The organism is Psychrobacillus syltrankelensis, from assembly GCF_055454035.1.
The window spans coordinates 999,283-1,024,297 of sequence record NZ_CM144227.1 but is presented as its reverse complement, the minus strand read 5'-3'; the positions used below and the strand labels follow the sequence as shown (position 1 = coordinate 1,024,297).

Annotated in this window: 27 protein-coding genes; 23 read left to right on the top strand and 4 right to left on the bottom strand. The window is 35.8% G+C overall.

All coding sequences use genetic code 11. The features are described from left to right. Positions 1–50: 50 nt before the first annotated feature. Positions 51–671, bottom strand: coding sequence for a transcriptional repressor LexA (lexA, locus tag ACTSKG_RS05280; RefSeq protein ID WP_464757095.1), 621 nt, complete (start codon positions 669–671; stop codon positions 51–53). A gap of 174 nt (positions 672–845) precedes the next feature. On the opposite strand from lexA, the gene yneA reads away from it, so the two are divergent. The 5 genes from yneA to ACTSKG_RS05255 all read left to right on the top strand — a co-directional run bounded on the left by yneA (position 846) and on the right by ACTSKG_RS05255 (position 4,563). Further along, the gene (gene yneA, locus ACTSKG_RS05275; protein WP_464757094.1) at positions 846–1,163 is read left to right on the top strand and encodes a cell division suppressor protein YneA; all 318 of its coding nucleotides are present in this window, start codon (positions 846–848) and stop codon (positions 1,161–1,163) included. Further along, positions 1,160–1,807: a YneB family resolvase-like protein gene (locus ACTSKG_RS05270; protein ID WP_464757093.1), complete on the top strand. Its 648-nt coding sequence runs from the start codon at positions 1,160–1,162 to the stop codon at positions 1,805–1,807. Before yneA ends, ACTSKG_RS05270 begins: the two co-directional genes overlap by 4 nt. 65 nt (positions 1,808–1,872) lie before the next feature. Beyond that, positions 1,873–2,106, top strand: a complete 234-nt coding sequence (locus ACTSKG_RS05265) for a DUF896 domain-containing protein (protein ID WP_464757092.1) — start codon at positions 1,873–1,875, stop codon at positions 2,104–2,106. Between the two features lie 85 nt (positions 2,107–2,191). Next, complete coding sequence (gene tkt, locus ACTSKG_RS05260; RefSeq protein ID WP_464757091.1) at positions 2,192–4,192, top strand: transketolase; 2,001 nt, start codon at positions 2,192–2,194, stop codon at positions 4,190–4,192. Between the two features lie 149 nt (positions 4,193–4,341). Then, positions 4,342–4,563 carry a YneF family protein gene (locus ACTSKG_RS05255; protein WP_464757090.1) on the top strand — a complete coding sequence of 74 codons (222 nt, stop codon included), beginning with the start codon at positions 4,342–4,344 and terminating at the stop codon, positions 4,561–4,563. A 21-nt stretch (positions 4,564–4,584) separates the two neighbouring features. On the opposite strand, the gene ACTSKG_RS05250 is transcribed toward ACTSKG_RS05255, so the two are convergent. Both ACTSKG_RS05250 and ACTSKG_RS05245 read right to left on the bottom strand, forming a co-directional pair. After that, on the bottom strand, positions 4,585–5,514 hold the full coding sequence (locus ACTSKG_RS05250; RefSeq protein WP_464757089.1) for an alpha/beta hydrolase: 930 nt from the start codon (positions 5,512–5,514) through the stop codon (positions 4,585–4,587). A gap of 11 nt (positions 5,515–5,525) precedes the next feature. After that, entirely contained in the window at positions 5,526–6,422 is an 897-nt protein-coding gene (locus ACTSKG_RS05245; RefSeq protein ID WP_464757088.1) for a hydroxymethylglutaryl-CoA lyase, read from the bottom strand. A 142-nt stretch (positions 6,423–6,564) separates the two neighbouring features. Between ACTSKG_RS05245 and ACTSKG_RS05240 the strand changes: the two genes are divergently transcribed. The 4 genes from ACTSKG_RS05240 to ACTSKG_RS05225 all read left to right on the top strand — a co-directional run bounded on the left by ACTSKG_RS05240 (position 6,565) and on the right by ACTSKG_RS05225 (position 9,667). Further along, a complete protein-coding gene (locus tag ACTSKG_RS05240) occupies positions 6,565–7,746 on the top strand; it encodes an acetyl-CoA C-acetyltransferase (protein ID WP_464757087.1) in 1,182 nt (393 codons plus the stop codon). An 18-nt stretch (positions 7,747–7,764) separates the two neighbouring features. Further along, positions 7,765–8,016: a YqkE family protein gene (locus ACTSKG_RS05235; protein WP_464757086.1), complete on the top strand. Its 252-nt coding sequence runs from the start codon at positions 7,765–7,767 to the stop codon at positions 8,014–8,016. A 451-nt stretch (positions 8,017–8,467) separates the two neighbouring features. After that, complete coding sequence (locus ACTSKG_RS05230) at positions 8,468–9,148, top strand: HAD family hydrolase (RefSeq protein ID WP_464757085.1); 681 nt, start codon at positions 8,468–8,470, stop codon at positions 9,146–9,148. A gap of 24 nt (positions 9,149–9,172) precedes the next feature. Continuing rightward, on the top strand, positions 9,173–9,667 hold the full coding sequence (locus ACTSKG_RS05225; protein WP_464757084.1) for a hypothetical protein: 495 nt from the start codon (positions 9,173–9,175) through the stop codon (positions 9,665–9,667). 435 nt (positions 9,668–10,102) lie between these two features. Here ACTSKG_RS05225 and ACTSKG_RS05220 read toward each other — a convergent pair whose 3' ends face one another. Then, a complete protein-coding gene (locus ACTSKG_RS05220; RefSeq protein ID WP_464757083.1) occupies positions 10,103–11,005 on the bottom strand; it encodes an aldo/keto reductase in 903 nt (300 codons plus the stop codon). Between the two features lie 69 nt (positions 11,006–11,074). Between ACTSKG_RS05220 and ACTSKG_RS05215 the strand changes: the two genes are divergently transcribed. From ACTSKG_RS05215 to lysA, 14 genes are all read left to right on the top strand, one after another. After that, the gene (locus tag ACTSKG_RS05215) at positions 11,075–11,623 is read left to right on the top strand and encodes an NUDIX hydrolase (protein WP_464757082.1); all 549 of its coding nucleotides are present in this window, start codon (positions 11,075–11,077) and stop codon (positions 11,621–11,623) included. Between the two features lie 50 nt (positions 11,624–11,673). After that, entirely contained in the window at positions 11,674–12,141 is a 468-nt protein-coding gene (locus tag ACTSKG_RS05210; protein ID WP_464757081.1) for a hypothetical protein, read from the top strand. An 86-nt stretch (positions 12,142–12,227) separates the two neighbouring features. Continuing rightward, complete coding sequence (fur, locus tag ACTSKG_RS05205; RefSeq protein WP_387580012.1) at positions 12,228–12,671, top strand: ferric iron uptake transcriptional regulator; 444 nt, start codon at positions 12,228–12,230, stop codon at positions 12,669–12,671. Positions 12,672–12,807: 136 nt separating this feature from the next. Next, positions 12,808–13,710, top strand: coding sequence for a site-specific tyrosine recombinase XerD (xerD, locus tag ACTSKG_RS05200; protein ID WP_464757080.1), 903 nt, complete (start codon positions 12,808–12,810; stop codon positions 13,708–13,710). Positions 13,711–13,839: 129 nt separating this feature from the next. Continuing rightward, positions 13,840–15,018, top strand: coding sequence for a phosphopentomutase (gene deoB / locus ACTSKG_RS05195; RefSeq protein WP_464757079.1), 1,179 nt, complete (start codon positions 13,840–13,842; stop codon positions 15,016–15,018). 28 nt (positions 15,019–15,046) lie between these two features. After that, the gene (locus ACTSKG_RS05190; protein WP_464757078.1) at positions 15,047–16,336 is read left to right on the top strand and encodes a thymidine phosphorylase; all 1,290 of its coding nucleotides are present in this window, start codon (positions 15,047–15,049) and stop codon (positions 16,334–16,336) included. 760 nt (positions 16,337–17,096) lie between these two features. Next, positions 17,097–17,321, top strand: coding sequence for an RNA polymerase sigma factor (locus ACTSKG_RS05185; protein WP_464757077.1), 225 nt, complete (start codon positions 17,097–17,099; stop codon positions 17,319–17,321). Between the two features lie 128 nt (positions 17,322–17,449). After that, positions 17,450–18,397, top strand: a complete 948-nt coding sequence (locus tag ACTSKG_RS05180) for a helix-turn-helix transcriptional regulator (RefSeq protein ID WP_464757076.1) — start codon at positions 17,450–17,452, stop codon at positions 18,395–18,397. Positions 18,398–18,683: 286 nt separating this feature from the next. Next, positions 18,684–19,088, top strand: coding sequence for a VOC family protein (locus ACTSKG_RS05175; RefSeq protein ID WP_464757075.1), 405 nt, complete (start codon positions 18,684–18,686; stop codon positions 19,086–19,088). Positions 19,089–20,560: 1,472 nt separating this feature from the next. Continuing rightward, complete coding sequence (locus ACTSKG_RS05170) at positions 20,561–20,917, top strand: STAS domain-containing protein (RefSeq protein WP_464757074.1); 357 nt, start codon at positions 20,561–20,563, stop codon at positions 20,915–20,917. After that, positions 20,907–21,353 (top strand): anti-sigma F factor, encoded by a 447-nt coding sequence (gene spoIIAB, locus ACTSKG_RS05165; RefSeq protein WP_387580024.1) that lies wholly within the window; start codon positions 20,907–20,909, stop codon positions 21,351–21,353. The genes ACTSKG_RS05170 and spoIIAB overlap by 11 nt, the downstream gene beginning before the upstream one ends. Next, positions 21,353–22,138 (top strand): SigF/SigG family RNA polymerase sporulation sigma factor, encoded by a 786-nt coding sequence (locus ACTSKG_RS05160; protein ID WP_464757073.1) that lies wholly within the window; start codon positions 21,353–21,355, stop codon positions 22,136–22,138. Before spoIIAB ends, ACTSKG_RS05160 begins: the two co-directional genes overlap by 1 nt. Positions 22,139–22,170: 32 nt before the next feature. Continuing rightward, positions 22,171–23,586: a spore germination protein gene (locus ACTSKG_RS05155; RefSeq protein WP_464757976.1), complete on the top strand. Its 1,416-nt coding sequence runs from the start codon at positions 22,171–22,173 to the stop codon at positions 23,584–23,586. Between the two features lie 72 nt (positions 23,587–23,658). Continuing rightward, the gene (gene lysA / locus ACTSKG_RS05150) at positions 23,659–24,975 is read left to right on the top strand and encodes a diaminopimelate decarboxylase (protein WP_464757072.1); all 1,317 of its coding nucleotides are present in this window, start codon (positions 23,659–23,661) and stop codon (positions 24,973–24,975) included. The last annotated feature ends 40 nt before the right edge of the window (positions 24,976–25,015 follow it).

Genomic DNA, 25,015 nt, shown 5'->3' with positions numbered 1-25,015 from the left:
CTCTATTACATATTATATATAATAGTAGATTATGTCAAGATACAAGGAGTTTATTGAATATGACGATAAACTCCAACTACTTTTCCTAAAATAGATACTTGATTGACAATAATCGGCTCCATAGAGGAATTTTCAGGTTGTAAGCGGAAGTAAGTCTTTTCTTTAAAGAAACGTTTTACTGTTGCTTCATCATCTTCAGTCATTGCAACAACTATTTCACCGTTATTTGCGGACTGTTGCTGTTTTACAACAACATAATCACCGTTTAATATACCAGCTTCAATCATGCTATCACCCATAATTTCAAGCATGAACAGGTTATCATCAGATGTGCCAAACGTTTCAGGAAGAGGGAAGAACTCTTCCACATTTTCAATTGCCGTAATAGGAAGACCGGCTGTTACTTTACCAACTAAAGGTACGTGAACAACTCCTTGTTTTTCTATTACTGAATTGGTACCATCAAGTATTTCAATTGCACGTGGTTTAGTAGGATCTCGTCTAATTAAGCCTTTACTTTCCAGTCTAGCCAAGTGACCATGTACAGTTGAGCTTGAGGCTAGTCCAACTGCTTCGCCTATTTCACGTACGGAGGGTGGATAACCTTTTTTTCTTACTTCCTCTTTAATAAACGCTAAAATATCTTCTTGTCTTTTAGATGCTTTCTTCAATACCTTCACCTCTTTTAAATATTATTTAAGTGTTGTTCTTATTCTTATTTATAGTATATCAGTCTCTTATACAATATGCAAACATAGGTTCTAAAAGGTGTTGACAAAAACATGTGTTCGTTTTAATATAAAAACATATAAAGCGAACAGATATTCTAAAATGGGGGTATTATGATGAAACTACTTAAAAAAAATTATTTTCTAACTATATTTTTGGGATTAAGTTTTTCTTTTATAATGGTAATTGCTTTTATAAATTCTAATGGTGAAAGACGAGACTATCCTATTATAATTGAACATGGAGATTCTTTATGGAAGTTGGCTGATAAGTTTGACTCAGATAATTCAAAAGAAGATTGGATTAATGAAGTAATTGCATTAAATAACTTACATTCAGCGCATATTAAAGCAGGAGACATTCTTATTATCCCAAATAGGTCAAATCAGGTAAATCTAGATCATTCTACAGAGCTAGCAGGTATAAGCCAATGAAAGCAGTCATTTATTGTCGTGTCAGCACAGAAAAAGAATCACAAGAAACGTCATTAGCAAGGCAAGAAGAAGAACTAACTCAATTTGCTGTTCTTCAAGGATATGAAGTAAAAAGAGTATTTATTGATAAACATAGTGGCTATGATATCGAGAGAGATGGATTGCTTGATTTATTATCATTTATCAAAGAACAGCCAATAGATGCTGTTTTTGTACAAGATGAGACTCGTATTGGACGCGGAAATGGACGAATGGCGGTATTACATCTTCTTCAAAAAACAAATACTTCTGTTTTTACTTTACAGGATAAAGGTGTATTAAATTTAAATGAGATGGACTCTATGTTATTAGAAATTCTTGCCCTAGTAGAAGAGTATCAACGGAAACTACACAATGCCAAAATTAAACGGGGAATGAAGCGAGCAGTTTCTCAAGGATTTCGTCCTGAAAGGAATTTAAAGACTCTGGGTAACCCTGAAGGCAGGGAGCGGATAGAGATCCCAGTTCAAGAAATAGTAAGACTGCGCAATGCTGGTTTAACATATGAAGAAATTACCTCTACATTAAAAGGATTAGGTTTTGAAATAAGTAAAGCAACAGTTCATAGAAGATATATTGAATTTATTGGAGCACACGGAGGGTAAAGGCTTGCACTCTGTGTGTTTTTTCCTTACCTTTAAATAAGAATAAAATTTAAAGGGTGAATAATATGTTAAGTAAAGAGAAACTTGAACGAATAAGTGAACTTTCAAGAAAATCAAAGTCGAATGGCTTGTCTATTGAGGAAGCAAAGGAACAAAGTGCATTAAGAAAGGAATATTTAGAGACATTTCGAACAACAATGAGAGATACAATTGAGAGTGTAAAAGTTGTTGACCCTGAAGGTAATGATGTGACTCCACTTAAAGTACAGCAAGCTAAAAAGGGGAAATTTCTGAATTAACTAATCATTACGAAACCATTGATAATGCAAACATTGTTGTCTAAACTAGAAGTATAGAAAAAATTAGCTCGAGAGGATGTCACTAATGTCATTAAAAACAGATTTACTTGCAATTAATACTATCCGTACTTTATCAATTGATGCAATAGATAAAGCGAACTCTGGTCATCCAGGTCTCCCAATGGGAGCGGCACCAATGGCTTATACGCTTTGGACAAAACATTTACGCCATAACCCAAATAATCCAAACTGGTTCAATCGTGACCGTTTTGTTTTATCAGCTGGTCATGGTTCTATGCTTTTGTATAGTTTACTTCATCTTGGTGGGTACGATTTACCAATGGAAGAGATTAAAAATTTCCGTCAATGGAATTCAAAAACACCGGGACACCCAGAGTTTGGTCATACTGCAGGAGTAGAAGCAACAACTGGACCTCTTGGACAAGGTATTGGAATGGCTGTTGGAATGGCGATGGCAGAGGCACACTTAGCTGCTACATATAATCGTTCAGAATATAATGTTGTGGATCATTACACATTTGCTCTTTGTGGTGATGGAGATTTAATGGAAGGTGTAGCGGGAGAAGCAATTTCTCTTGCTGGACACTTGCAATTAGATAAATTAATTGTCCTTTATGATAGCAACGATATTTCTTTAGATGGAGATCTGCATAAATCCTTCTCAGAAAATACAGAGAAACGTTTTGAGTCTTATGGCTGGAACTATATTTTTGTTAAAGACGGAAATGACATTGAGGAAATTTCATCTGCTATTGAAAAAGCAAAAGCTCAAAACAGTAAACCAACAATTATTGAAGTTAAAACTGTAATTGGATTTGGTTCTCCAAATAGAGCTGGTAAATCAGATGCACATGGTATGCCACTTGGAAAAGAAGAATCACTTTTAGCAAAAGAAGCATATCAATGGTCATCTGAGGAGGATTTTTATGTTCCAGCAGAAGTGTATGAAACTTTTAAAGCAGCATCTAATCGTTTAGGTGTTGAGGAGGAAGCATCTTGGAATGAGAAGTTTAATAAGTATTCTTCTGAATTCCCAGAGCTTGCAACAACATTGCAACAAGCGATTAAAGGAGAGCTTCCAGAAAACTTTGATGCTGCTATGAAACCTTACGAAGAAGGTACTTCTCATGCAACTCGATCTGCGTCAGGTGATGCAATTAACGCATTAGCTCAAAACCTACCTTCATTCTTTGGAGGTAGTGCTGATTTAGCTGGTTCTAACAAAACGACGATGAAGAATGCAGGAGATTTTTCTGCAGAAAACTACGAAGGTAAAAACATTTGGTTTGGTGTACGTGAATTTGCCATGGGGACTGCTCTTAACGGTATGGCATTACATGGTGGTTTGCATGTGTTCGGTGGTACTTTCTTTGTATTTAGTGATTATGTAAGACCAGCGATTCGATTATCTGCTCTTATGGGACTTCCTGTAACGTACGTATTTACACATGATAGTATTGCTGTTGGTGAAGATGGGCCAACTCATGAACCAATAGAACATTTAGCTTCTTTACGTGCAATGCCAGGATTGTCTGTAATCCGTCCGGCAGATGCTATTGAAACAAATGAAGCTTGGAAGCTTGCAGTTTCTTCGAAAGATCATCCGACGGTACTTGTACTTTCAAGACAAAACCTACCGACACTTACAGGATCAGTAGAACAAGCAAGTGAAGGCGTTTCAAAAGGAGCTTATATAGTTTCACCAAATGAAAACGCGGAAGCAATTCTATTAGCAACTGGCTCAGAAGTAAGTCTTGCAGTTGAAGCTCAAAAAGCTCTTGCAAATGAAGGAATTCAAGTTTCAGTAGTATCCATGCCATCTTGGGATCTTTTTGAGCAACAAGATGATGCTTATAAAAAATCCGTACTTCCGTCACACTTAACAAAACGTTTAGCTGTCGAAATGGGATCTTCTCTAGGATGGCATCGTTATGTTGGATTTGAGGGAGATGTTATCGCAATCGACAAATTTGGTGCTAGTGCTCCTGGCGAAATTGTAATGAAAGAATACGGTTTCTCTGTTGAAAATGTCGTTTCAAAAATGAAAAACTTACTACAAAAATAAGAAATGTATAAAGGCAATTCGAATACTTGTAAACAAAAGTATTCGAATTGCTTTTTTATTTGAAATTATATAGTATGCTTTAAGAATCTATAGTATAATTTCTAGTGGTGTCTTGTACACGTAGACAAGAACGTAAAGGAGGAGAAAGTATGCAAGATTGGATTTGGATTATTATTGTAATCGTTGCTTTAATCGGTGGTGCAGCAATAGGATTTTTTGCAGCACGTAAATATATGATGAAATATTTAAAAGAAAATCCACCTATCAATGAACAAATGCTTCGAATGATGATGGCTCAAATGGGACGTAAGCCTTCTGAAAAACAAGTAAAACAAATGATGAATCAAATGAATAAAATGCAAAATAAATAAAGCACTCACTTTTGAGTGCTTTTATTTATTTAGTAAATTATTTTGTTGTAAGAAGTCTGCAACTACTTGTTCGTATTCCTCACTATTTTCATTAAAAGATTTGGCATGAGCCCCTAATTCAAATAGTTTTAATGATTTTGGTCCTTTTTTCTTCTCATACAATTCCTCCGTCATTTTAGGGAGAATAAAGTCATCTTGTAAACTATGGATGAAAAGTACGGGCTTTTCTATATGATCGACTACATCAATAGGAGATACTAAATTTAAAGTATACCCATCTCGCATTTTTAAAAATAAATTAGCAAAACGAATAGCTAAACTTGAACGAAGTGGAGTAGTTTGTCGCATAATATTTAACACTTGGTCTTCGAAATCTGAAAATGAGCAATCAGAAATATAAAAATCAGCATCATCTTTAATAGATCCTGCATACAGTAGTGTCGTTGCTGCACCCATTGATTCTCCGTGAATTCCAATGATAGCATTTTCTCCAGCACGCTGACGAACAACTTCTAAAATAGATTGCAAATCAACTTTTTCATAAAAGCCAAAACTAGTTGTTTTTCCACCGGAATCTCCATGTCTTCGGTGATCATACACAACACTGTTAAACCCTAAACGTTCAAACATTCGAACAAATCGAAGTGAATTAATTTTATTTTCAGTTACTCCATGGCAAATAACAACATAATTATTTGTCTGTAATGGTTCGACAAAGATTGCTTTAAGCGAATAACCGTTTTTCGATTCAATCCATTTTTCGGTTTTGTTGACTTCACGAAACCAAGCTTCGTCTAAGCGTTTAGAAGTTATCTCGCGATTTAATATAAAGTCATCTTCTTTTTTCTTCATATACATGAGCCGATTGGTAACTAAATAGCCAAAGATCGTAGTAGCAGCTGTTAAAATACTTGTTAATAAACTCGTCCAAATAATTACACGTTTTTTCATCGCATCAACCCCTAATTATTTTTAATAAGTTTATACATCCCGGTCTCAATTGGTCTTGAAACATAAGGCGCAATTATATCAATAGCTTTCACTAATAATTCAAGATTAATATTTGTTTCAATATCCATTTGGTGTAGCATATTCACAACATCTTCAGTTGCTACATTTCCTGTTGCTCCTGGTGCGAAAGGGCAACCACCTAAGCCACCTGCAGAGCTATCGAAACGATCAACTCCTGCTTGAAGAGCTGCAAAGATATTTGCCAAGCCCATTTTTCTTGTATCGTGGAAATGTGCTGTAATTAGAGTTGTTGGAAACTCATTTTTAATTAATTCGAACAGTAAATAACTTTCTTGTGGATTAGCCATACCTATAGTGTCTGCTACACTTAATTCATTTACTCCCCAAGAGACAAATTCTCTACATAATTCAATTGTTTCATGAGGATCAATAGCTCCTTCATATGGGCAATAGAAAGCGGTTGAAATGCAAGCACGAACAAAATTACCTTCTTTTATTAGTGATTCCACGATAGGTTTAAGCCCATGCATACTTTCTTCTGTTGTTTTATTAATATTATTTTTATTAAAGCTATTTGATACACCAACAAAAACGGCAAAACTATTGGCCCCTGCTTGTTTTGCAAGTTCTACACCCTTTTCGTTAGGTGTTAATACAAATTGTCTACCTATTTGGTTGGTCCTCTCAACAATCTCTTTAGCATCTTTCATTTGTGGTACCCATTTTGGTGATACAAAAGAAGTCAACTCCATCTCTTCCACACCAGCTAATTGAAGCTTTTCAATAAATTCTAATTTTACCCCTGTTGGTACTTCGTTTTTTTCATTTTGTAATCCGTCTCTCGGACCGACCTCGATAATTGTCACTTTTTTTGGTAAACTAAACATAATCATCCCTCCAACTATATTGTAAGTAATGGATGGTTAAACAAGCAAACTTTAATTTTATTTCAAAGAAAGAAATAAAAAATAAGTCGGGTACAATCAGCAAGAGGAATATTATATCAGGGGATTATGAGGAGGAAATAACTTGTCAAACGAAGTTGTTATCGTTAGTGCAGTTAGAACTGCAATTGGGTCATTTCAAGGGGCGTTAAAAGATGTACCAGCTACTAAACTAGGTGCAATTGTAATTGATAAAGCGTTAGAAAAGGCAGGGGTCTCAAAAGATTTAGTGGATGAAGTCATTATGGGGAATGTACTTCAAGCAGGATTAGGGCAAAATCCCGCTAGACAAGCATCTATCCAAGCAGGATTACCAGTTGCTATTCCGGCACTAACTATCAACAAGGTATGTGGATCTGGTCTTAAAGCAATCCATCTTGCAACACAAGCAATCATTGCTGGGGATGCAGAAATTATTGTCGCTGGTGGAATGGAAAATATGAGTCAAGCTCCTTATCTATTGAAGAATGCTAGAGATGGCTTTCGAATGGGAGACCAAAAAGTAGTGGATAGTATGATTTCCGATGGACTATGGTGTGCATTTAATGATTATCATATGGGAATTACTGCGGAAAACTTATGCGATCAATATAGCATCTCAAGAGAAGAGCAAGATGCATTTTCAGCTCGTTCTCAAGCTCGTGCAGCAAAAGCAATCGAAGATGGAAAATTTGTGGATGAAATCGTACCTGTAGAAATTCCACAACGAAAAGGCGATCCAATCGTTTTTGATATAGACGAATATCCGAAAAAAGGCTCAACACAAGAAAAATTGAGTGCACTTCGTCCAGCTTTTAAGAAGGAAGGGTCCGTTACTGCAGGAAATGCTTCTGGTATTAATGACGGAGCAGCCGCTGTAGTTGTTATGTCAAAAGCAAAAGCAGATGAGTTAGGTTTAAAACCTTTAGCTACAATCGTTGCAAATGCATCAGCTGGAGTCGATCCGAGTGTAATGGGTATTGGGCCAGTTGAAGCAGTGAAAAAAGTATTAAACAAATCAAACATTTCACTTGCGGACATTGATTTAATTGAAGCAAATGAAGCTTTCGCTGCTCAATCGATTGCAGTAGATCGTGAGCTTTCATTTGATCATGATAAACTAAACGTAAATGGTGGGGCTATTGCTTTAGGTCATCCAATCGGTGCAAGTGGAGCACGTATTTTTGTTTCTCTACTTCATGAAATGGAAAAACAGAATGTAAAAACAGGACTTGCGACACTTTGTATCGGTGGTGGCCAAGGAGTAGCAACTATTGTTAAAAGATAATTAAAGAAGGTGAAATTTGTGGCAAAGAAAAAACAAAGACAACCAGTAAAACCTGCTGTTGCAAAAGAAGAGGGAAATGGTCTTTTCGATCAACTTTCATCTGATGTGCTTGCTAAACTAAAGGAAACAAAGAAACAACTAGTGGCTGCAGAGCAGGAGAAAGAGGAAGAAAGACAAGCTCAACTTCTTTTTGAGAAAAAGCAAAAAGAAAAAAACAAAACGTTTGAAGAACTACTCGATGAATATGGATTTGGCGGTTCAAAATTTTAATGAAAGACCTATTCGCAGTTAAATTGCGGATAGGTCTATTTTTAAAGGAGAAAATAGTACTATGCCATAAAAAGTTTGATATTCTATGAGGTTCAGATCAGGGTTTTTCTATATATTAGCTTTAAATTTAATGAAAATATCCTTATTAATAATAGCGATTGATGTGAGTCTGCAGTTGCAATGAGAACTAATATACCCCATTGTATACAACTTCTTATCAATAATGGTAAAATCTATATATTAAAATACTGATTTTTTGAGTGTACTGAAGACTCTAAATTAGTATTTATAATTGTTATTATTTGAACAATTTTTTCTTCAAATGAATGGACTTAGCGCGTCGGTATAACTCTCCATCGGGAAGCGAATACACACAAAAGTCAGTATCTAATGATGAACTAATTAGCAAAGCTTCGTTGTTTCGATAGACAATTGAGGGGAGAGAAGAAAAATGATTAAGGCTGTTTTATTTGATTTAGATGGAACTTTACTTGATCGTAATGAATCGGTAAGAAGATTTATTGATGATCAATACGAACGTTTGAAAAAAGGCATAGGTCATATACCAAAAGAAAAGTTTATAACAAGATTCATAGAGTTAGACTGTCATGGTTATGTTTGGAAAGATAAAGTGTATCAGCAACTAGTAGAAGAATTCAAAATACAAGCTATAAATTGGGAATATTTATTAGAAGATTATGTAAATGGATTTAGAAACTTTTGTGTTCCTTTTTCTAATCTCCATAGTATGTTAGTAGAGTTGAAAAGGAACAACCTAGTTTTAGGGATGATTACAAATGGATTTGGGCAGTTTCAAATGGATAATATAGTGGCTTTAAAAATCGAGAAGTATTTTGATACCATTCTAGTTTCAGAAACAGAAGGAATCAAAAAACCTAACCCTGAAATATTTGAGCTAGCATTAGAGCGCCTAAATGTAACACCAAAAGAAACCATATTTGTTGGAGATCATCCAGAAAACGATGTGAAAGCATCCGAATATGTAGGGATGAAAGCAATTTGGAAAAAAGACTCTCAATGGGATGCATTTGAGACAGATTATATTGTGGACGATTTAGCAGAACTACCAACAATTATCATGAAAATGGATATCGAAAGCAGCTTTAGATAAAGATAGAAGGGAATGGTGGGTATATTGATCTTTCGTATATTGAAAATAAATTTATTTACAATTCCAGTTTTCCTTTTATTTGCATGCGGCCATGTCGAAAAAATTGAGCATGTTGAGGTTTTTATAGTAGACACATTTGGCGAAAATAAAGTAGGTCCAGGTCCAGGTTTTTTTGAAAATACTGGATACAAAAAAGTGAATGCAATAACCAACATGCAGGAAGGAAAAAATTATTTAAAATCAGATATTAAATCTATCGAAGATTTTTATGATACGGAAGGTAATTATATAAAGACAGAAATAACGCATTTTTATGATACCACCTCATACGTAACTAATGTAGTACATGGTGATAACTTGAAAGAAGAAGTTCAAAAGCCTTCCACAATCCTATTACCTAATAATGGGAAAGATAGTTTTAGATTAGATAATATGACTGAGGAAGAAAAGGGACAGGTGAAAAATCATGTTTTGTCATACACCGAGAAACTAAAAAAAATGAAAAAGAAAAAAATGTAACCCTTATTATGTTGTGGTAATGCTGCAGTTGTTCAATTACAATAAATCTGCATTGGAATAAGATAAATATACTGCTGTATTATTTGTTCAATTAACACTGTCTTCTAACAGTTAGGGTAAGTGGGAGTAGAAAAAATAGGCAGCTGCTAATGTTAAAGAAGCGCTGAGCAGACAAAATTGAATCTTCGTCCGCCTTTAAAAGAATAGGGAAGTATCTTATCTCTCATTAACCAAATCTAATACACTAGGTCGCTGCATATTTCATGAGGCAACCAAACATTTCGCCACAAGAATATCGAAGAAATGGATCGTGAAGTGGCGAAGTCACTTCACGATCCACAAAAATTCCAACGGTAATAGTGTAGTTGATGTTTCGTCCAAAGCACTCGAGAAATAGAAAAGAAAAGATGCACTTAAAGGGCTTTTGCGTTTTTCTTATAATCGATGTTCTTTATACACATCCCGCTTTGTAATCTCACTAGCTTTTAGGAGAATATCATCAGAAACTGGTTGGTTGTAAGCTTCGATTGATTGCAAAAGCTGCTCCGAATTACTCGCACCAATAATCATTGAACCTGTCGCTTTTTGTTGTAAAACATACTGAAGTGCAACGGAAGTAATAGGTGTATATAATGATTTCAGCTGTTCAATTACGGAAATTAATTCTTCGTTAGTATAGGATAAATATTCCGACGTTTTATTGGCTCTATCAGTACCCTCAGAAGTTAATAACCCTTTTGCTAAAGTACCACGACTCAACAACGATACATCATTTTTTTCTAACAATGAAAGCCATTCCTCAGGTCTTCTATCAAGTAAACTATATTGCATCATAACGGAAACCGCATTGCTATTTTCTATAAATCGTTTAATTACATTTGGTCGGATAGAAGAAATGCCATATTCTCGAATTAGCCCTTCTTTTTTCAAAGATTCCATCGTATCAATCACTTCATCGACATCATCTTCCATTGTTCCTCCGTGTAATTGATAAATATCTATATAATCTGTTTGAAGACGTTTCAAAGATTTGTGAACTGCGGAGGTTATCCACTTTTTAGATGGATCCCATGACCAACCCTCACCAGATGCATGCAAACGATTGCCGACCTTTGTTGCGAGAATAATATCCTTGCGATTATCTTTTAAAGCATTGCCAACAATCTTTTCATTTTCCCCTTTATCATATAAATCAGCAGTATCAAAATAATTAATACCGTTATCTATGGCATACTGTATAATCTCATTGGAATCTTGTTGATTGGTAGGTAGCGACATACAGCCAAGTCCAATTTCAGAAACAAATAAATCACTTTTACCTAATTGCCTTTTTCTCAATTTTCATCACGTCCTTTTCTACATGTTACAATGTGTATTAATCAGTTACAAATGAAAGGAAGATATAATATGAAAAAATTCGAGGAAAAAACAATTGCATCTGATCTTAAATACGAAGGAAGAGTAATTACGTTGCAAGTTGATAAAGTTATGCTTCCAAATGGCAAAACGAGCAACAGAGAGATTGTAAAACATCCAGGAGCAGTGGCTGTAATGGCTATTACAGAAGACAAGAAGATTATATTAGTGGAACAATATCGAAAGGCATTAGAACGCTCCATTATAGAAATTCCTGCTGGTAAAATAGAACCAGGTGAGCTCCCAGAGGTAACTGCACGAAGAGAATTAGAAGAGGAGACAGGGTACACAACAAAAAGCCTACAATATATTCAATCCTTTGCTACTTCCCCAGGTTTTGCAGATGAAATTATTCATCTTTATTTTGCCGAAAATATTGAAAAAATGACTGAAAAAGCTTTGCTAGATGAAGATGAATTTGTTGAATTGTTGTATGTATCTTTAAAAGAAATGAAAACTTTAATAGAAGACAATAAAATATATGATGCCAAAACAGCTTTTGCCTATCTTTGGTTAAAAGATTATTTAAAAGAAGCATGAAGTAACTTTGTACAAGCATATGATGAAAATAGATAGGGAGGTGTTCCAATTTGAACCAAGCTTATACTATTTTCATTTCATTATGCGTACTAGTTTTTAGCTTTATTGGGGGTTTAATTCTATTTGAAAAAAGCACAGCAGAACAGCAGCAATGGATTATTCATCTCTTGGACGCTCGTGTTCTATTAGTAGAACAACCTACGTTTCTAGAAACTATTTTCCCTCATTTAATGATTGCTGTTGTGTTCTTCTTATTTTATCAACATCCTTATTTACGAAAACTCATTTTAATAATCTGTGCTTTCAAAATTACTTTTTACGGGTTTTGTTCCAGTTATTTGCTTCAAACACAGGATTCTACGTTTCCATATGTTTTTTGGTGGTTTCCTTTTCAGTTAGTATATTGTCTTCTGCTTCTTGCCTTAGCAAATCGGGTCAATTTGTTTGCGCTATCCTTTTATATTATTATCGTAATAATAGAATACTTCATACTACCATTTATATTATATAATAATTAGTTTTTATTAATAATTATTATTAAGTGAATCCCTTGTCATAAGAATTCACTATTTGGTATAATAGAAGAAGTTTAAGGAGGCGTCACATGGAAAGCCGTATTGATCGAATTAAAAAACAATTATCTGGTGCGAGCTATAAACTGACGCCACAGCGTGAAGCGACAGTCCGAGTTTTGCTTGAAAATGAAGAAGATCATTTAAGTGCAGAAGATGTATTTTTACTAGTTAGAGAGATATCTCCTGACATTGGACTTGCAACAGTTTATCGCACATTAGAATTATTAAACGAATTGAATGTTGTCGATAAAATTCAATTTGGAGATGGCGTATCACGCTATGATTTAAGACAAGAAGGAGCAGCTCATTTCCATCATCATCTTGTTTGTATTGAATGCGGTGCTGTGGATGAAATACAGGAAGATTTACTCGAGGACGTAGAGGCTATCGTCGAAAGGAAATGGAATTTTATTATTAAAGACCATCGATTAACTTTTCACGGAATTTGTCATCGTTGCCAGGAAGATAAATAAACAAAGTAAAATTTTAATTACGAAATCTTCGTTTGAACTAAAGTACCAGTCATTCGAGGGACTAAGTTGAAAATCGTTGTCATCAGACTGAAGGGTAGCTATTTGCTATCCTTTTTTTAATAGGGAGTAGTTAAAAATGAAAAATGGATTGTTTCAGTTAGAAGATTATTTGCATTTTTTGCGTATTGAACGACAATTAGCAGATAACACGCTGATTTCTTATAAAAAGGACTTAACCGATTATTTAATACATATCTTTGACATACAACAATTGACTAGTTTAAGTGAAGTAGATCGTCAGCATATTATTGCGCATCTTAGAAAGTTAAAAGCGGATGGAAAAAGTCCGAGGTCCATCGCAAGGCATATTTCCTCCATTCGCTCTTTTCATCAATTCCTTTTGCGAGAACAAGTGACTCGTCAGGATCCAACTATACATTTAGAAATTCCTCAGATGGAACAGAAGTTACCAAACTTCCTTTCGGTAGAGGAGTTAAACAATTTATTAGCTAGTATAAATATATCGAAACCTCAAGGAGTTCGTGATTTAGCGATGTTTGAACTAATGTATGCTAGTGGGATGCGTATAAGTGAATGTTTGAATTTAAATTTAGAAGATATACATTTAACTATGGGATTCGTACGTTGCTTTGGTAAAGGTGGTAAGGAGCGTATTATTCCACTTGGTGGTGCTGCAATTAAAGCTTGCCAGAAATATATGGATGAGGCTAGACCCAAATTACTAAAAATAGGTGAGAAGACAGATGCAATTTTTATAAATCAAAGGGGAAAAAGATTAACTCGACAAGGAATATGGAAGCTGCTAAAAATGCATGCTATGAACGCAGACATAAAAAAAGAAATTACACCCCACGTATTGCGTCATTCATTTGCGACCCATTTAATCGAAAATGGAGCAGATTTGCGAGCAGTGCAAGAAATGCTTGGTCATGCGGATATTTCTACTACACAAATTTATACTCATGTAAGTAAAACTCGTTTAAAAGAAGTTTATAAACAATTTCATCCAAGAGCTTAAGATTAATGTAAGTAGAATTGGTCTGTAGAAAATGGTAATTATTTTGAAGTATTCGAAAATGTCAGAGGTCTGACCTGTACTTTATTAAAATTTTTGGTAAACTAGAAGGAAATAGTGGGAGGGAAAAAGATGAACAAATTTAAACGTATTCATGTGATTGTTATGGACTCTGTTGGTATTGGAGAAGCTCCAGATGCGGCAGACTTTGGGGATGTAGGATCGTATACATTAGGACATATAGCGGAACAAATGAATGGACTTAAAATGCCTGAAATGCAAAAACTAGGGCTAGGCAATATTGAAACTATTAAAGGGATTGATCCTGTAGAACAACCTTCTGCTTACTTTGGAAAAATGCAGGAAGCTTCTGTAGGTAAGGACACGATGACCGGACATTGGGAAATGATGGGGTTGAATATCGATAAACCATTTAAAGTATATCCTGAAGGTTTTCCCGAGGAATTAATTTCTGCATTGGAAACTAAAATAGGTCGAAAAGTAATTGGAAATAAACCAGCAAGTGGAACTGCAATTTTAGATGAACTTGGCGAAGAACATATGAAAACTGGGGCAATAATTGTGTATACATCTGCTGACCCTGTACTGCAAATTGCTGCACATGAAGAAATAATTCCGCTTGAAGAACTATATCATATTTGTGAAGTTGCAAGAGAGCTTACTCTTTCACCGGAATTTTTAGTAGGTCGTATTATTGCTCGTCCTTTTATAGGAGAACCAGGAAATTTTGTTCGAACTTCGAACAGACATGACTATGCACTAAAACCATTTGGTCGTACTGCGATGAATGAATTACAAGACGCTGGGTTAGATGTAATGGCATTGGGCAAAATATATGACATATTTAATGGAGAAGGAATAACTTCTACTGAACGTACGAAAGATAACATGGATGGAATGGATAAATTCATTGCCACATTAGACAAAGATTTTACTGGGATTAGCTTTATAAATCTAGTAGATTTTGATGCCTCATTTGGACATCGGCGTGATCCAATTGGATACGGAAAAGCTTTAGAAGAATTTGATGCTCGATTAACAGAAGTTTTACCAAAGATAACAGAAGAAGATTTATTGATTATTACAGCAGACCATGGAAACGACCCTACAATGCCTGGAACAGACCATACAAGAGAATTTGTTCCGTTAACAGTTTACTCTCCTGCATTGAATGATATCAAAGAATTACCGCTACGTATGACATTTGCAGATATTGGTGCAACAATTGCCGAGAATTTTGGTGTAGCTAAAACAGCATTCGGTGAGAGTTTTTTATCTTTACTTAAATAACATAATAAGTTGGAAGAGGTGTAGTTACATGAACACACTAGAACTAATTGATAAGAAAAAAAGAAACAATCCACTAACTGAGGATGAAATACAATATTTGATCAAGAAGTATACAAATGATGAAATTCCAGACTATCAAATGAGTTCCATGCTCATGGCAATCTTAATAAATGGGATGAATGATAAGGAAACGTCTTGGTTAACAAAAGCAATGGTTGATTCGGGTGATGTAATTGATTTATCATCTATCGAAGGTTTCAAGGTTGATAAACATAGTACTGGAGGAATTGGAGACAAAATTAGCTTACTAGTTGCACCAATTTTAGCATCTTTAAATATTCCGGTAGCTAAAATGAGTGGAAGAGGACTAGGCATTACCGGTGGTACAGTAGACAAGCTTGAATCAATAAATGGTTTCCATGTTGAATTGTCATCCGATCAATTTATCAAGCAAGTGAACGAACATAAAATAGCAATAGTAGGGCAATCAGGAAACTTAACACCAGCAGACAAAAAATTATATGCATTAAGAGATGTTACTGGTACAGTGGACTCAATTCCATTAATCGCTTCATCTATTATGAGTAAAAAGATTGCAAGTGGTGCAGATGGAATTGTTTTAGATGTTAAATGTGGTAAAGGGGCATTTATGAAAGATTTAGAACATGCTTCTGAATTAGCTTCCACAATGATTAGTATTGGTGAAAGTCTAGGCAGAAAAGTAGCAGTAGTTATTACTGATATGAATCAACCATTAGGCCATAATATCGGAAATAAACTAGAAGTTGCAGAAGCACATGATTTTCTAAGTAACTATAAAGAAAGTGAACAAGGTTTACTAGATGTTACAATAGCTATTTCATCCAAAATGTATCAGTTAGCAACTGGAGTAAATGATGAAGAAGCAGAACGAAAAGTATTAGAAACACTTTCAAATGGTGCAGCATTAGATAAATTCAAAGAATTCATTACTGCTCAAGGTGGGGATTCAACTGATATTGTTGCTAAAAATACGAAGCATCAGATTGAAGTTAAAGCATTAAATGATGGTTATATTCAGTTGATTGATGCTGAAATGATTGGAAAGTCTTCTTTATTAATTGGAGCTGGAAGATTAACAAAAGCAGATATTCTTGATTTCGATGCTGGAGTTAAATTAGTAGCATTAACAGGGCAACAAGTTAAAAAAGGTGATACTTTAGCTATTTTGTATTCAAATAAAGATGAAGTTGCTGAATCGATACAATTAATCGAAAATGCTTACACTTTCACAGATGTTGAACCTGTAAAGAAAAATTCTATCTTAAAAATAATGTAAAAGCACATGTGTGTTGATTAATTCAACACCAATACTGTGATTTCTAAATGCCAGAGGGGCGCTGATAATACTAGCGCCCCTCTGGCATTTTTTAGGTAGTGAGAAAGTGCAATTCCAATAAATTTCCGCTTATAGGACGCATTCACTTTCCGTTAAATGCAAGTACTTGTTAAGAACGTATCAATATTTGACATAGGTTCTTCGGTGAATGGACAAGTTAGTTACACAGCTGAATCAATTTCATAATTCAAAGTTAGAGCATAAAACACGAAAAATATTTATTTAAATGAAATGTTAGAACATGTATCATATACTCTTCATAGATCAGCATGATTTCCGCTATCGGCGGACGCTTTCCGCGGGGTGAGCGATGAGCCATCACAGCCGCATTGTGATGGCTCATCTGTCTCACAGAGGAACAAAGGCTAAGAGCGCCACATCGTGTGGCAACGCCTTCGTGACCAACATCCTGTTGGCCTCCCGCTGGAGTCGCCGCCTGTCGCTCCAATCAACAAATAATCATTGTTCGTGTTTTAATAATTACATGCTATTTATGAAATTAACTCAGGTAATTTTAATTAATAAGGACTTTCTAGCTAATATCGCATTAAGTGGGACACAAAAGATATTAGTTTGGATATATGAATTCATTAAAAACAGCAGAGTAAAAGTTAGACTGTGTTTTTAGTGAAGATTTCTTGTAACCTTTTAGACGTTTCAAACGAATAATAATTGAATACATAAAAGAGAGGAGAGAAACATGATTGATTTAGATAACTTAGAAGACAGCATCAGTAAAATCTACAGACAATACTATTTGGATGTATATAGGTTCCTGATTTGTTTTTCAGGAGATCAAAATGACGCGGAGGACTTTACGCAAGAAGTGTTTATTCGTGTCTTAAATAATATATCAAATTTTAATGGCAACAATAATTTGAAAACTTGGATTTTTTCCATAGCAAAACATCCGTTAATGGAATAACGCCAACAGAAACATTGCCCTTATTTTGTAGAGATTCCCGATAGATGCCAGCCCCAGATTCACTAAATCATCTTCTCCATTAAGATGTGGTACTATTATTTTGCAATAAACATGAAGGTGGGCAACCAATGAACAAAACAGACCGTTTGTTAGCCATCGTGCTGGAACTGCAGCGTAAAGAGATTGTACGGGCCGAAGATTTGGCAGCCCTATTTGAAATGAATGTGCGGACCATCTATCGGGACATTCAAGCGTTGAGTGAAGCGGGCGTACCGGTCATAGGAGCCCCTGGAACAGGATATTCCCTGACAGAAGGCTATTTTTTGCCTCCGATTAGTTTCACGGTACCGGAAGCCGTGAGCTTGCTGATTGGAACAGACTTTATCGAACAGCAATTTGATGATAGTTATCGCGTCGGAGCCCAAACTGCCCGGAAAAAAATAGAGACCATTCTCCCTAAGTATATTCGCAATGAAACATCTCAAGTAAGCAAGACTATGCGTTTGCTCATTTCTGATAGACAGGTCACGCACTCCAAAGAAAAGGAATATCTGGAAAAGATCCGTCAAGCCATATTAGACAAGCGAAAGATCTGCTTTCATTATGTAAAAAAAATTGCGGATTCCGAGGGGAATCGCCATAGTGTTCGTACCGCTGCTCCCTATGGATTAGTGCTCATTCAGGGATCGTGGATGCTTGTCGCCCGGTGTGATATGCGCCAGGACATTCGTCATTTCCGCCTGTCCCGAATGACACAGATTATTAATCTGGAGGAACAATTCGAACTGCCGGCGCATTTCGACTTAAGGGAGTATACCCCTCCTGATGATCGGAAGTTAAGGGTGCTTCTCCGATTTAACCATGACATCGCAGATAAGGTGAAGGAATCTAACTATCATTACATTGAGGGGATGGAAGAGCATCAAGATGGATTGCATGTGGTCTTACGCGTTCATCAGCTGGACGAATTGCTGCAATGGGTGCTTGGCTGGGGAGCAAGTGTGATTGTTTTAGAACCTGAATCATTCAAAAATCGTATCCTGGAAGAAGCCCAAAAAATGTTGAAACGCTACTGACATACTGTTGTCAGTAGCGTTATTTTATAATCGGAAATAAGTTATCATAAAGGGGGTTTAGTGGGAAATGCGAAGTATGCCTCGCATTGTTTAAGGAGAGAACTCCAATCAGCATTCACAGCCCATCCATTTTACATGGATCAATCGATCAGCATCCAGGTATACAAGGATGTTTGAAGAACCAAGCGGTTCAGGTTTTTAATAACTCTGACCATTACAGGGAAATTTATGACAAAATGAAATGATACGATATTGTATCATTTGTTTATAGGAAGGATGATATCTGATGAATTTTGCTTCTGTACGTATCATTACTGACGACTTGGATCGTCTTGTCAAGTTCTATGAGAAAGTCATGGGTGTTTCAGCACAACGCCCTGCGCCAGTTTTTGCAGAGTTCGTTGTGCCATCGTGCACCTTGGCCATTGGCCACTCCCAGACTGTGCCACTGTTCGGTGAAGGTTCAGCAGTGGCGGCCGACAATCACTCTGTCATCATAGAGTTCCGAGTCCACGATGTCGATGCCGAATACGAGCGTTTGAAGCCGTTTATCGAAGAATGGGTAAAGGAACCAACCACGATGCCGTGGGGGAACCGTGCTATACTGTTCCGTGATCCCGACGGCAACCTCGTTAACCTCTTCGAGCCAGTGACCGAGGAAGCAATCAAACGGTTCAATGGCAGGGATTGACGGACAGTTGAAGTGAGGCCTCGATTTTGGGGGAGTGGCATCGATTCGTAAAATGTATAGAAATTCGGCCGAATGCGCCGATAACATTTCTCCGGTCTTTCCCGGTATGACAATGATTCATTAAAGAGCGTATGAAGTATTATCGACTGGTTTAAAATAATCCGTTAAAACAGAAATCGTTGCATTATCTCTCTAATATCCTGAAATTACCTTGAAATCAAGTTTTCCATAAAAGGGCGCTTTTCTTGAATAAAGAAGCGCCTATTTTACATTGGATGGTAGGTATGGGATTAGTTTTCGGTAATCGCTTATTCCCCTTTTTCGGGGGATGTGCAAGTCGTTACGATCTCGCCATTTAAGGCGCTATCAGGACTGGTTAGCCACCAAAAGCCCCTTAGTTTAGTAAAAACCCTTTTAAGAAAGGATAATTCGTAATGAAAGATGATGCTTCACCGAAATAGACAGCAGGTGGTTTTTAGAACGATTGCATGGACGGAGATGCATAAAGGTAGGAGTTAATAAGTGATGCCTTTCCGCTCATTAGTAATTGATCTTTATTTGTATTTTCATTGGGTAGATAAATGTAGCTAGTGAAAGTTAAAAAAATTGATAGCATGAATTGATAAAGAAGCGCTGAGCGGACGAAATTGCATCTCGTCCGCTTTTAAAAGAATAGGAAAGGATTTATTCTCTCGTTATTCAAACCTTATGTACCTTGTCTCTACCTATTTTAAGAGGGCGACGGACAAACACCCGCCACAAGATTCTCGATTATAACACTAACGGTAATAGTGTAGCTGATGTATCGTCCAAAGCACTCGGGAAATAGTGAAAACAAGATGCCCTTAAAGGACGTTTGCGTTTTTCTTAAAAAAATAAGAGAGTTTATGCTTTTCTAGTTAGTAACAGTCCATACTCCAGCGCCTTGCCCCTCGAGTTCAATGTGAAAAAGCTGCTCCTGCGCAAGCTCGTCGCAAACAAAGGCGTTTGTGGTGACTGGAGGCTGCCTCCTAGGCCCGCAGGACGCGGGTCATGTCTGCATTGCCACAGGATGTGGTGAATCTTGCAGACCTACACCTTCCCCATTTGCCTGTTGTGGCAAACATAGGAGCTTGCGTTTTTCTTATCTATTAGTTTCAAATTGATATCGGATACCGTTGTAGAGCTCTTCGGAAAACAATAGGATTGAGCTTCCTTAAAAGTCATTTTGATGAAGATTAGTATGGCTCCCTTACACTTAAGCTTACTGTAATGAGAAACTAATTTTAAAATAAATAGGCATCTTGTAAAGGTTTATAAAAACTTTTACGAGATGCCTATTTTTTGATTAAAAAAATGTTTATATTCCCATACTGTGAATGAATAATTTTATGTCGAAAATCAACTAAAAAACGATGATTTTTTCTACTTTTGTCAAGCAAAAGGAATTTTAGCCATTGATGTTGAATTGCGCTATCAGAGGAGGCGATTATATGTATCACGAAGTAGAAAAAGTCGGGGAAGAAATTATTATTATTCGTTTAAAAGGTGAATTAGATCATCATGGTACACATGATATACGTAATGAAATAGTACCAATGATCAAAAATGGTTCTATTAAAGTAATAGTTTGGAATTTAAAAGACTTACATTTTATGGATAGCTCAGGTATTGGACTAATTCTTGGTAGAATGAGGGAATTGGCACCATTAGAAGGACAAACAATTATTGTAAACCCATCTCCAACTATGAAGAAAATTTTTCAGTTTGCTGGGTTAAGCCCGTATATTTATAATGAGTCAGAAATTGAAATTATGTCAAATTTAGGGGGCATTGTTTATGGACAATGAGATTACTTTATCTTTTATCGCTAAGAGTGAGAATGAAGCGTTAGCTAGAATGGTAATGTCTAGCTTTATTGCTGCAATTGATCCAACCATTGAGGAATTATCAGAATTCAAGACCGTAATATCAGAAGCGGTAACAAATGCAATAGTACATGGTTATGAAGAGGATGGAATCGGTAAAATTGATATTCATGCACAAAGAAGAGATAGAGAAATAGTTGTTTCGATCGTTGACTATGGTCGAGGAATTCAAGATGTAAATCAAGCAAGAGAACCTCTGTTTACCTCAAAACCAGAGGAAGAACGTTCCGGAATGGGTTTTACTATTATGGAAAGTTTTAGCGATGATGTGGACATTTATTCTATTCCTAATAGGGGGACTACTGTAACTATTACGAAGAAATTTGTACCAATTCATGAATCTTGTAGGATCGTCTAATGATGAATAATAAGCCATCAATTTTACTTACACAAGAAAAAATGAGAGAGCTAATTGCATTATCGCAAGAAGGGGATAAACTCGCTAGACAACAAATGATAGAAGGTAATACAAGGCTTGTTTGGTCCATCGTACAAAGATTTGCATCAAGAGGTGCTGATTTAGAAGATTTATTTCAAATTGGTTGTATTGGGCTCATGAAGTCCGTTGACAAATTTGATTTAAGTTATGAAGTAAAGTTTTCTACGTATGCAGTTCCAATGATTATAGGAGAAATTCAACGATTTTTAAGAGATGATGGTATGGTGAAAATTAGTCGATCAATTCGTGAACTCAATTTTAAAATTCGACATGCTACGGATGATTTTTTAAAAACGAATGAACGCCAACCAACCATTTTAGAACTAGCAAGTATTTTAGAAGTTTCAAGAGAGGAAATTGTAATGGCAACAGATGCCCTACGAGATCCAGCATCTTTGCAAGAACAACTATATGAAAATGAGAGTGGCGATGCTCTAACATTAATGGATCAAATGAGGGATGAGCGTTCAGAAAAATCTTTTGATCATATTCCTCTTAGAGAGCTTGTAGAAAAATTAGAAAAAAGAGAACAAATGATTATTTATTTGCGTTATTACCTAGACTGTACGCAGAGCGATATAGCAGAACGGCTAGGTATATCTCAAGTTCAGGTATCAAGACTCGAGAAGAAGATACTTACCCAGTTAAAAACATGGCTAGTACCTGCTGGTTTTGCTAATAAACAAAAAGTAAAAGATGGGTGATTGGTACGAAATCGAATTCATTATTTTCAAATATGGCGGAAGCAGAAGATTTTTTAAAAGAAAAGTTTGGTGTCAATGAATCATATGATGTTGGTAATTTACATACACACTTATATGATTTTCCGGTTTTTCTTGTCTATATAAATGGATTAGTAGACAGTCTAGTTCTAACGGAATTATTGGCAAATGTGCAAGAAAACAAATGGGAAACAGATTTAGATGAAAATAGAGTGATGGAACATTATTTCCCATATCATGCCATTACTCAATATGATTCTAAAGAAAAATGGATAGTAGCACTTCTTAGCGGTCAAGTGACCTTTATATTGGAGAATGGATCAGTTTATACGATTGATGTTCGATCCTATCCTGGAAGACAGCCAGAAGAGCCAGATAACGAAAAAGTAGTAAGAGGATCTAGGGACGGCTTTACAGAGAATATTGTTCAAAATACAGCTCTTATAAGAAGAAGAATTCGCGATACCGATCTACGTTTTGAACTACATCAGGTCTCTTCCATGGGTCAAACGGATATTGCTATATCTTTTATAAAAGGAATTGCAAATGAAGACAATCTCTCACAAATAAGGGATAGACTAAACCAAATTAAACATGATGGGTTTACAATGACTGATAAAGCGTTGGAAGAGTGGATATTTAAACAAGGTTTTCATCCGCTCCCTTTTGTTCGTTTTACAGAAAGGCCAGATATTGCCGCTGCACATTTACTTGAAGGACATATAATAATGATAGTTGATACTTCTCCTTCTGTCATAATTGTTCCGACAACATTATTTCATCATCTTCAGCATGCGGAGGAGTATAGACAAGCACCGGTAATTGGAACTATTGTAAGGTGGTTACGTTTTTCAGGTGTATTATTGAGCTTATTTTTACTCCCTTTTTGGTACTTAATAGCAAAACACCCGGAATATCTTCCGATGTCATTAGATTTCTTCGGTCCAAAAGATATAGGTGAAATTCCCCTGATAATACAAATATTATTTGCGGATATTGGTATTGAATTTTTGCGATTGGCGGCTATTCATACACCAACCCCATTATCAACTGCGATGGGTATTATTGCAGCGATAGTAATAGGGCAAATGGCTGTTGATGTAGGATTATTCATTCCAGAGGTTATTTTGTATGCTGCTCTTACAGCTATTTTTACTTTTGCTATTCCGTCCTATGAGTTGAGTATTACTACGAAAATTTTTAGGACATTTATTTTGCTTAGCACTGCATTCTTTGGAGTAAATGGTTTTTTTGTAGCAATTGTATGCTTACTTTGGTATGTATGTTCTGTAAAACCTTTAAATGTACCTTATTTATGGCCAGCGTTACCTTTCTTTCCAAAAGCTTTTCTACGCATATTAGTAAGGTTTCCGATGCCAACAGAAGCAAAAAGACCATTTATTACAAGAGCACTTGTTCGAAAAAGATGATAAATAAAATTGCAATATCCTCTTTTCCTGTGTTAAAGTTCATATAGAAAAAGAGGAAAAGGGGCGCGACAAATGGTGATGGTATCTAAGCATGCTGTAAATGAAAAAGGTCACTTACTTATTGGTGGAATTGATAGTATAGAATTGGCTAAAATTTATGAAACACCACTATTTGTATATGATCTGTCGCTTATTAGAGAACGAGCTCGTTCATTCATAAACACATTTAAAGAACAAAAAGTACAAGCACAAGTAGCGTATGCAAGTAAAGCTTTTTCAAGTGTGGCAATGTATCAAGTTATGAATCAGGAAAATTTATCACTAGATGTAGTATCAGCAGGAGAGTTATATACTGCGATAAAGGCTGGATTTCCTGTAGAGCGTATTCATTTCCATGGTAACAATAAGAGTAAAGAGGAAATTCTACTTGCTCTAGAGCATAAGATTGGTTGTATAGTCGTAGATAATTTTTATGAAATAGAATTATTAAAAGAATTAACAAGTGAACTTGACCAAAAAGTAAATATTCTACTACGTGTTACACCAGGAGTAGAGGCGCATACGCATGATTATATTACAACTGGTCAACAGGATTCAAAATTTGGATTTGATTTATTAAACGGACAGACTGACCGAGCATTTCAAGAAGTTTACAGAGATGAGCATATTCAATTACTAGGCTTGCATTGTCATATTGGATCACAAATTTTTGAAACAATTGGATTTAAAGTTGCTGCCGAAAAACTTATTAAAAAAATGATTGCATGGTATAATGAATTTAGTTTCCAATGTACAGTTCTAAATCTTGGTGGGGGATTTGGTATCAAATATACGGATGAAGATACCCCTTTAGAGCCTTCTGCATATGTAAAAGAAATGGTAATTGTTGTGAAAGACTTAGTTGCAAACACAGATTTTGCAATGCCAGAAATTTGGATTGAGCCTGGTAGATCATTAGTAGGCGATGCAGGTACTTCTCTGTATACTGTCGGATCAGAAAAAGAAGTTCCAAGCGTTCGAAATTATCTTGCTGTAGATGGTGGCATGTCTGATAATATTAGACCTGCACTATATGGTGCATTGTACGACGCGGTTATTGCGAACAAAGTCGATAATAAAAAAGAAAAAGAATATACGATTGCTGGTAAATGTTGTGAATCAGGAGATAAACTAATTGAACATATTTCATTGCCAAAAGCTGAAGCAGGAGATATTTTAGCTATGTTTTGTACAGGAGCATATGGATACGCTATGGCGAGTAATTACAATCGTTTAACCAGACCGGCGGTAGTTTTCGTGGAAAATGGAAATCATCAATTAGCTGTTAGAAGAGAAACGCTAGAAGACATCGTTCATTTAGACCTTCCTTTTACAATGGAAAAGGAGTGAGGAATAGATGAAAAAACAAAATATTATCCTCTTCTTTATC

What these genes read in the sequence shown, in the direction of transcription:
- yneA (WP_464757094.1), top strand. Translation starts at nt 846, where the DNA reads ATGAAACTACTTAAAAAAAATTATTTTCTAACTATATTTTTGGGATTA.
- ACTSKG_RS05270 (WP_464757093.1), top strand. Translation starts at nt 1,160, where the DNA reads ATGAAAGCAGTCATTTATTGTCGTGTCAGCACAGAAAAAGAATCACAA.
- ACTSKG_RS05265 (WP_464757092.1), top strand. Translation starts at nt 1,873, where the DNA reads ATGTTAAGTAAAGAGAAACTTGAACGAATAAGTGAACTTTCAAGAAAA.
- tkt (WP_464757091.1), top strand. Translation starts at nt 2,192, where the DNA reads ATGTCATTAAAAACAGATTTACTTGCAATTAATACTATCCGTACTTTA.
- ACTSKG_RS05255 (WP_464757090.1), top strand. Translation starts at nt 4,342, where the DNA reads ATGCAAGATTGGATTTGGATTATTATTGTAATCGTTGCTTTAATCGGT.
- ACTSKG_RS05250 (WP_464757089.1), bottom strand. Translation starts at nt 5,514, where the DNA reads ATGAAAAAACGTGTAATTATTTGGACGAGTTTATTAACAAGTATTTTA.
- ACTSKG_RS05245 (WP_464757088.1), bottom strand. Translation starts at nt 6,422, where the DNA reads ATGTTTAGTTTACCAAAAAAAGTGACAATTATCGAGGTCGGTCCGAGA.
- ACTSKG_RS05230 (WP_464757085.1), top strand. Translation starts at nt 8,468, where the DNA reads ATGATTAAGGCTGTTTTATTTGATTTAGATGGAACTTTACTTGATCGT.
- ACTSKG_RS05215 (WP_464757082.1), top strand. Translation starts at nt 11,075, where the DNA reads ATGAAAAAATTCGAGGAAAAAACAATTGCATCTGATCTTAAATACGAA.
- fur (WP_387580012.1), top strand. Translation starts at nt 12,228, where the DNA reads ATGGAAAGCCGTATTGATCGAATTAAAAAACAATTATCTGGTGCGAGC.
- xerD (WP_464757080.1), top strand. Translation starts at nt 12,808, where the DNA reads ATGAAAAATGGATTGTTTCAGTTAGAAGATTATTTGCATTTTTTGCGT.
- deoB (WP_464757079.1), top strand. Translation starts at nt 13,840, where the DNA reads ATGAACAAATTTAAACGTATTCATGTGATTGTTATGGACTCTGTTGGT.
- ACTSKG_RS05190 (WP_464757078.1), top strand. Translation starts at nt 15,047, where the DNA reads ATGAACACACTAGAACTAATTGATAAGAAAAAAAGAAACAATCCACTA.
- ACTSKG_RS05185 (WP_464757077.1), top strand. Translation starts at nt 17,097, where the DNA reads ATGATTGATTTAGATAACTTAGAAGACAGCATCAGTAAAATCTACAGA.
- ACTSKG_RS05180 (WP_464757076.1), top strand. Translation starts at nt 17,450, where the DNA reads ATGAACAAAACAGACCGTTTGTTAGCCATCGTGCTGGAACTGCAGCGT.
- ACTSKG_RS05175 (WP_464757075.1), top strand. Translation starts at nt 18,684, where the DNA reads ATGAATTTTGCTTCTGTACGTATCATTACTGACGACTTGGATCGTCTT.
- ACTSKG_RS05170 (WP_464757074.1), top strand. Translation starts at nt 20,561, where the DNA reads ATGTATCACGAAGTAGAAAAAGTCGGGGAAGAAATTATTATTATTCGT.
- spoIIAB (WP_387580024.1), top strand. Translation starts at nt 20,907, where the DNA reads ATGGACAATGAGATTACTTTATCTTTTATCGCTAAGAGTGAGAATGAA.
- ACTSKG_RS05160 (WP_464757073.1), top strand. Translation starts at nt 21,353, where the DNA reads ATGATGAATAATAAGCCATCAATTTTACTTACACAAGAAAAAATGAGA.
- ACTSKG_RS05155 (WP_464757976.1), top strand. Translation starts at nt 22,171, where the DNA reads ATGGCGGAAGCAGAAGATTTTTTAAAAGAAAAGTTTGGTGTCAATGAA.
- lysA (WP_464757072.1), top strand. Translation starts at nt 23,659, where the DNA reads ATGGTGATGGTATCTAAGCATGCTGTAAATGAAAAAGGTCACTTACTT.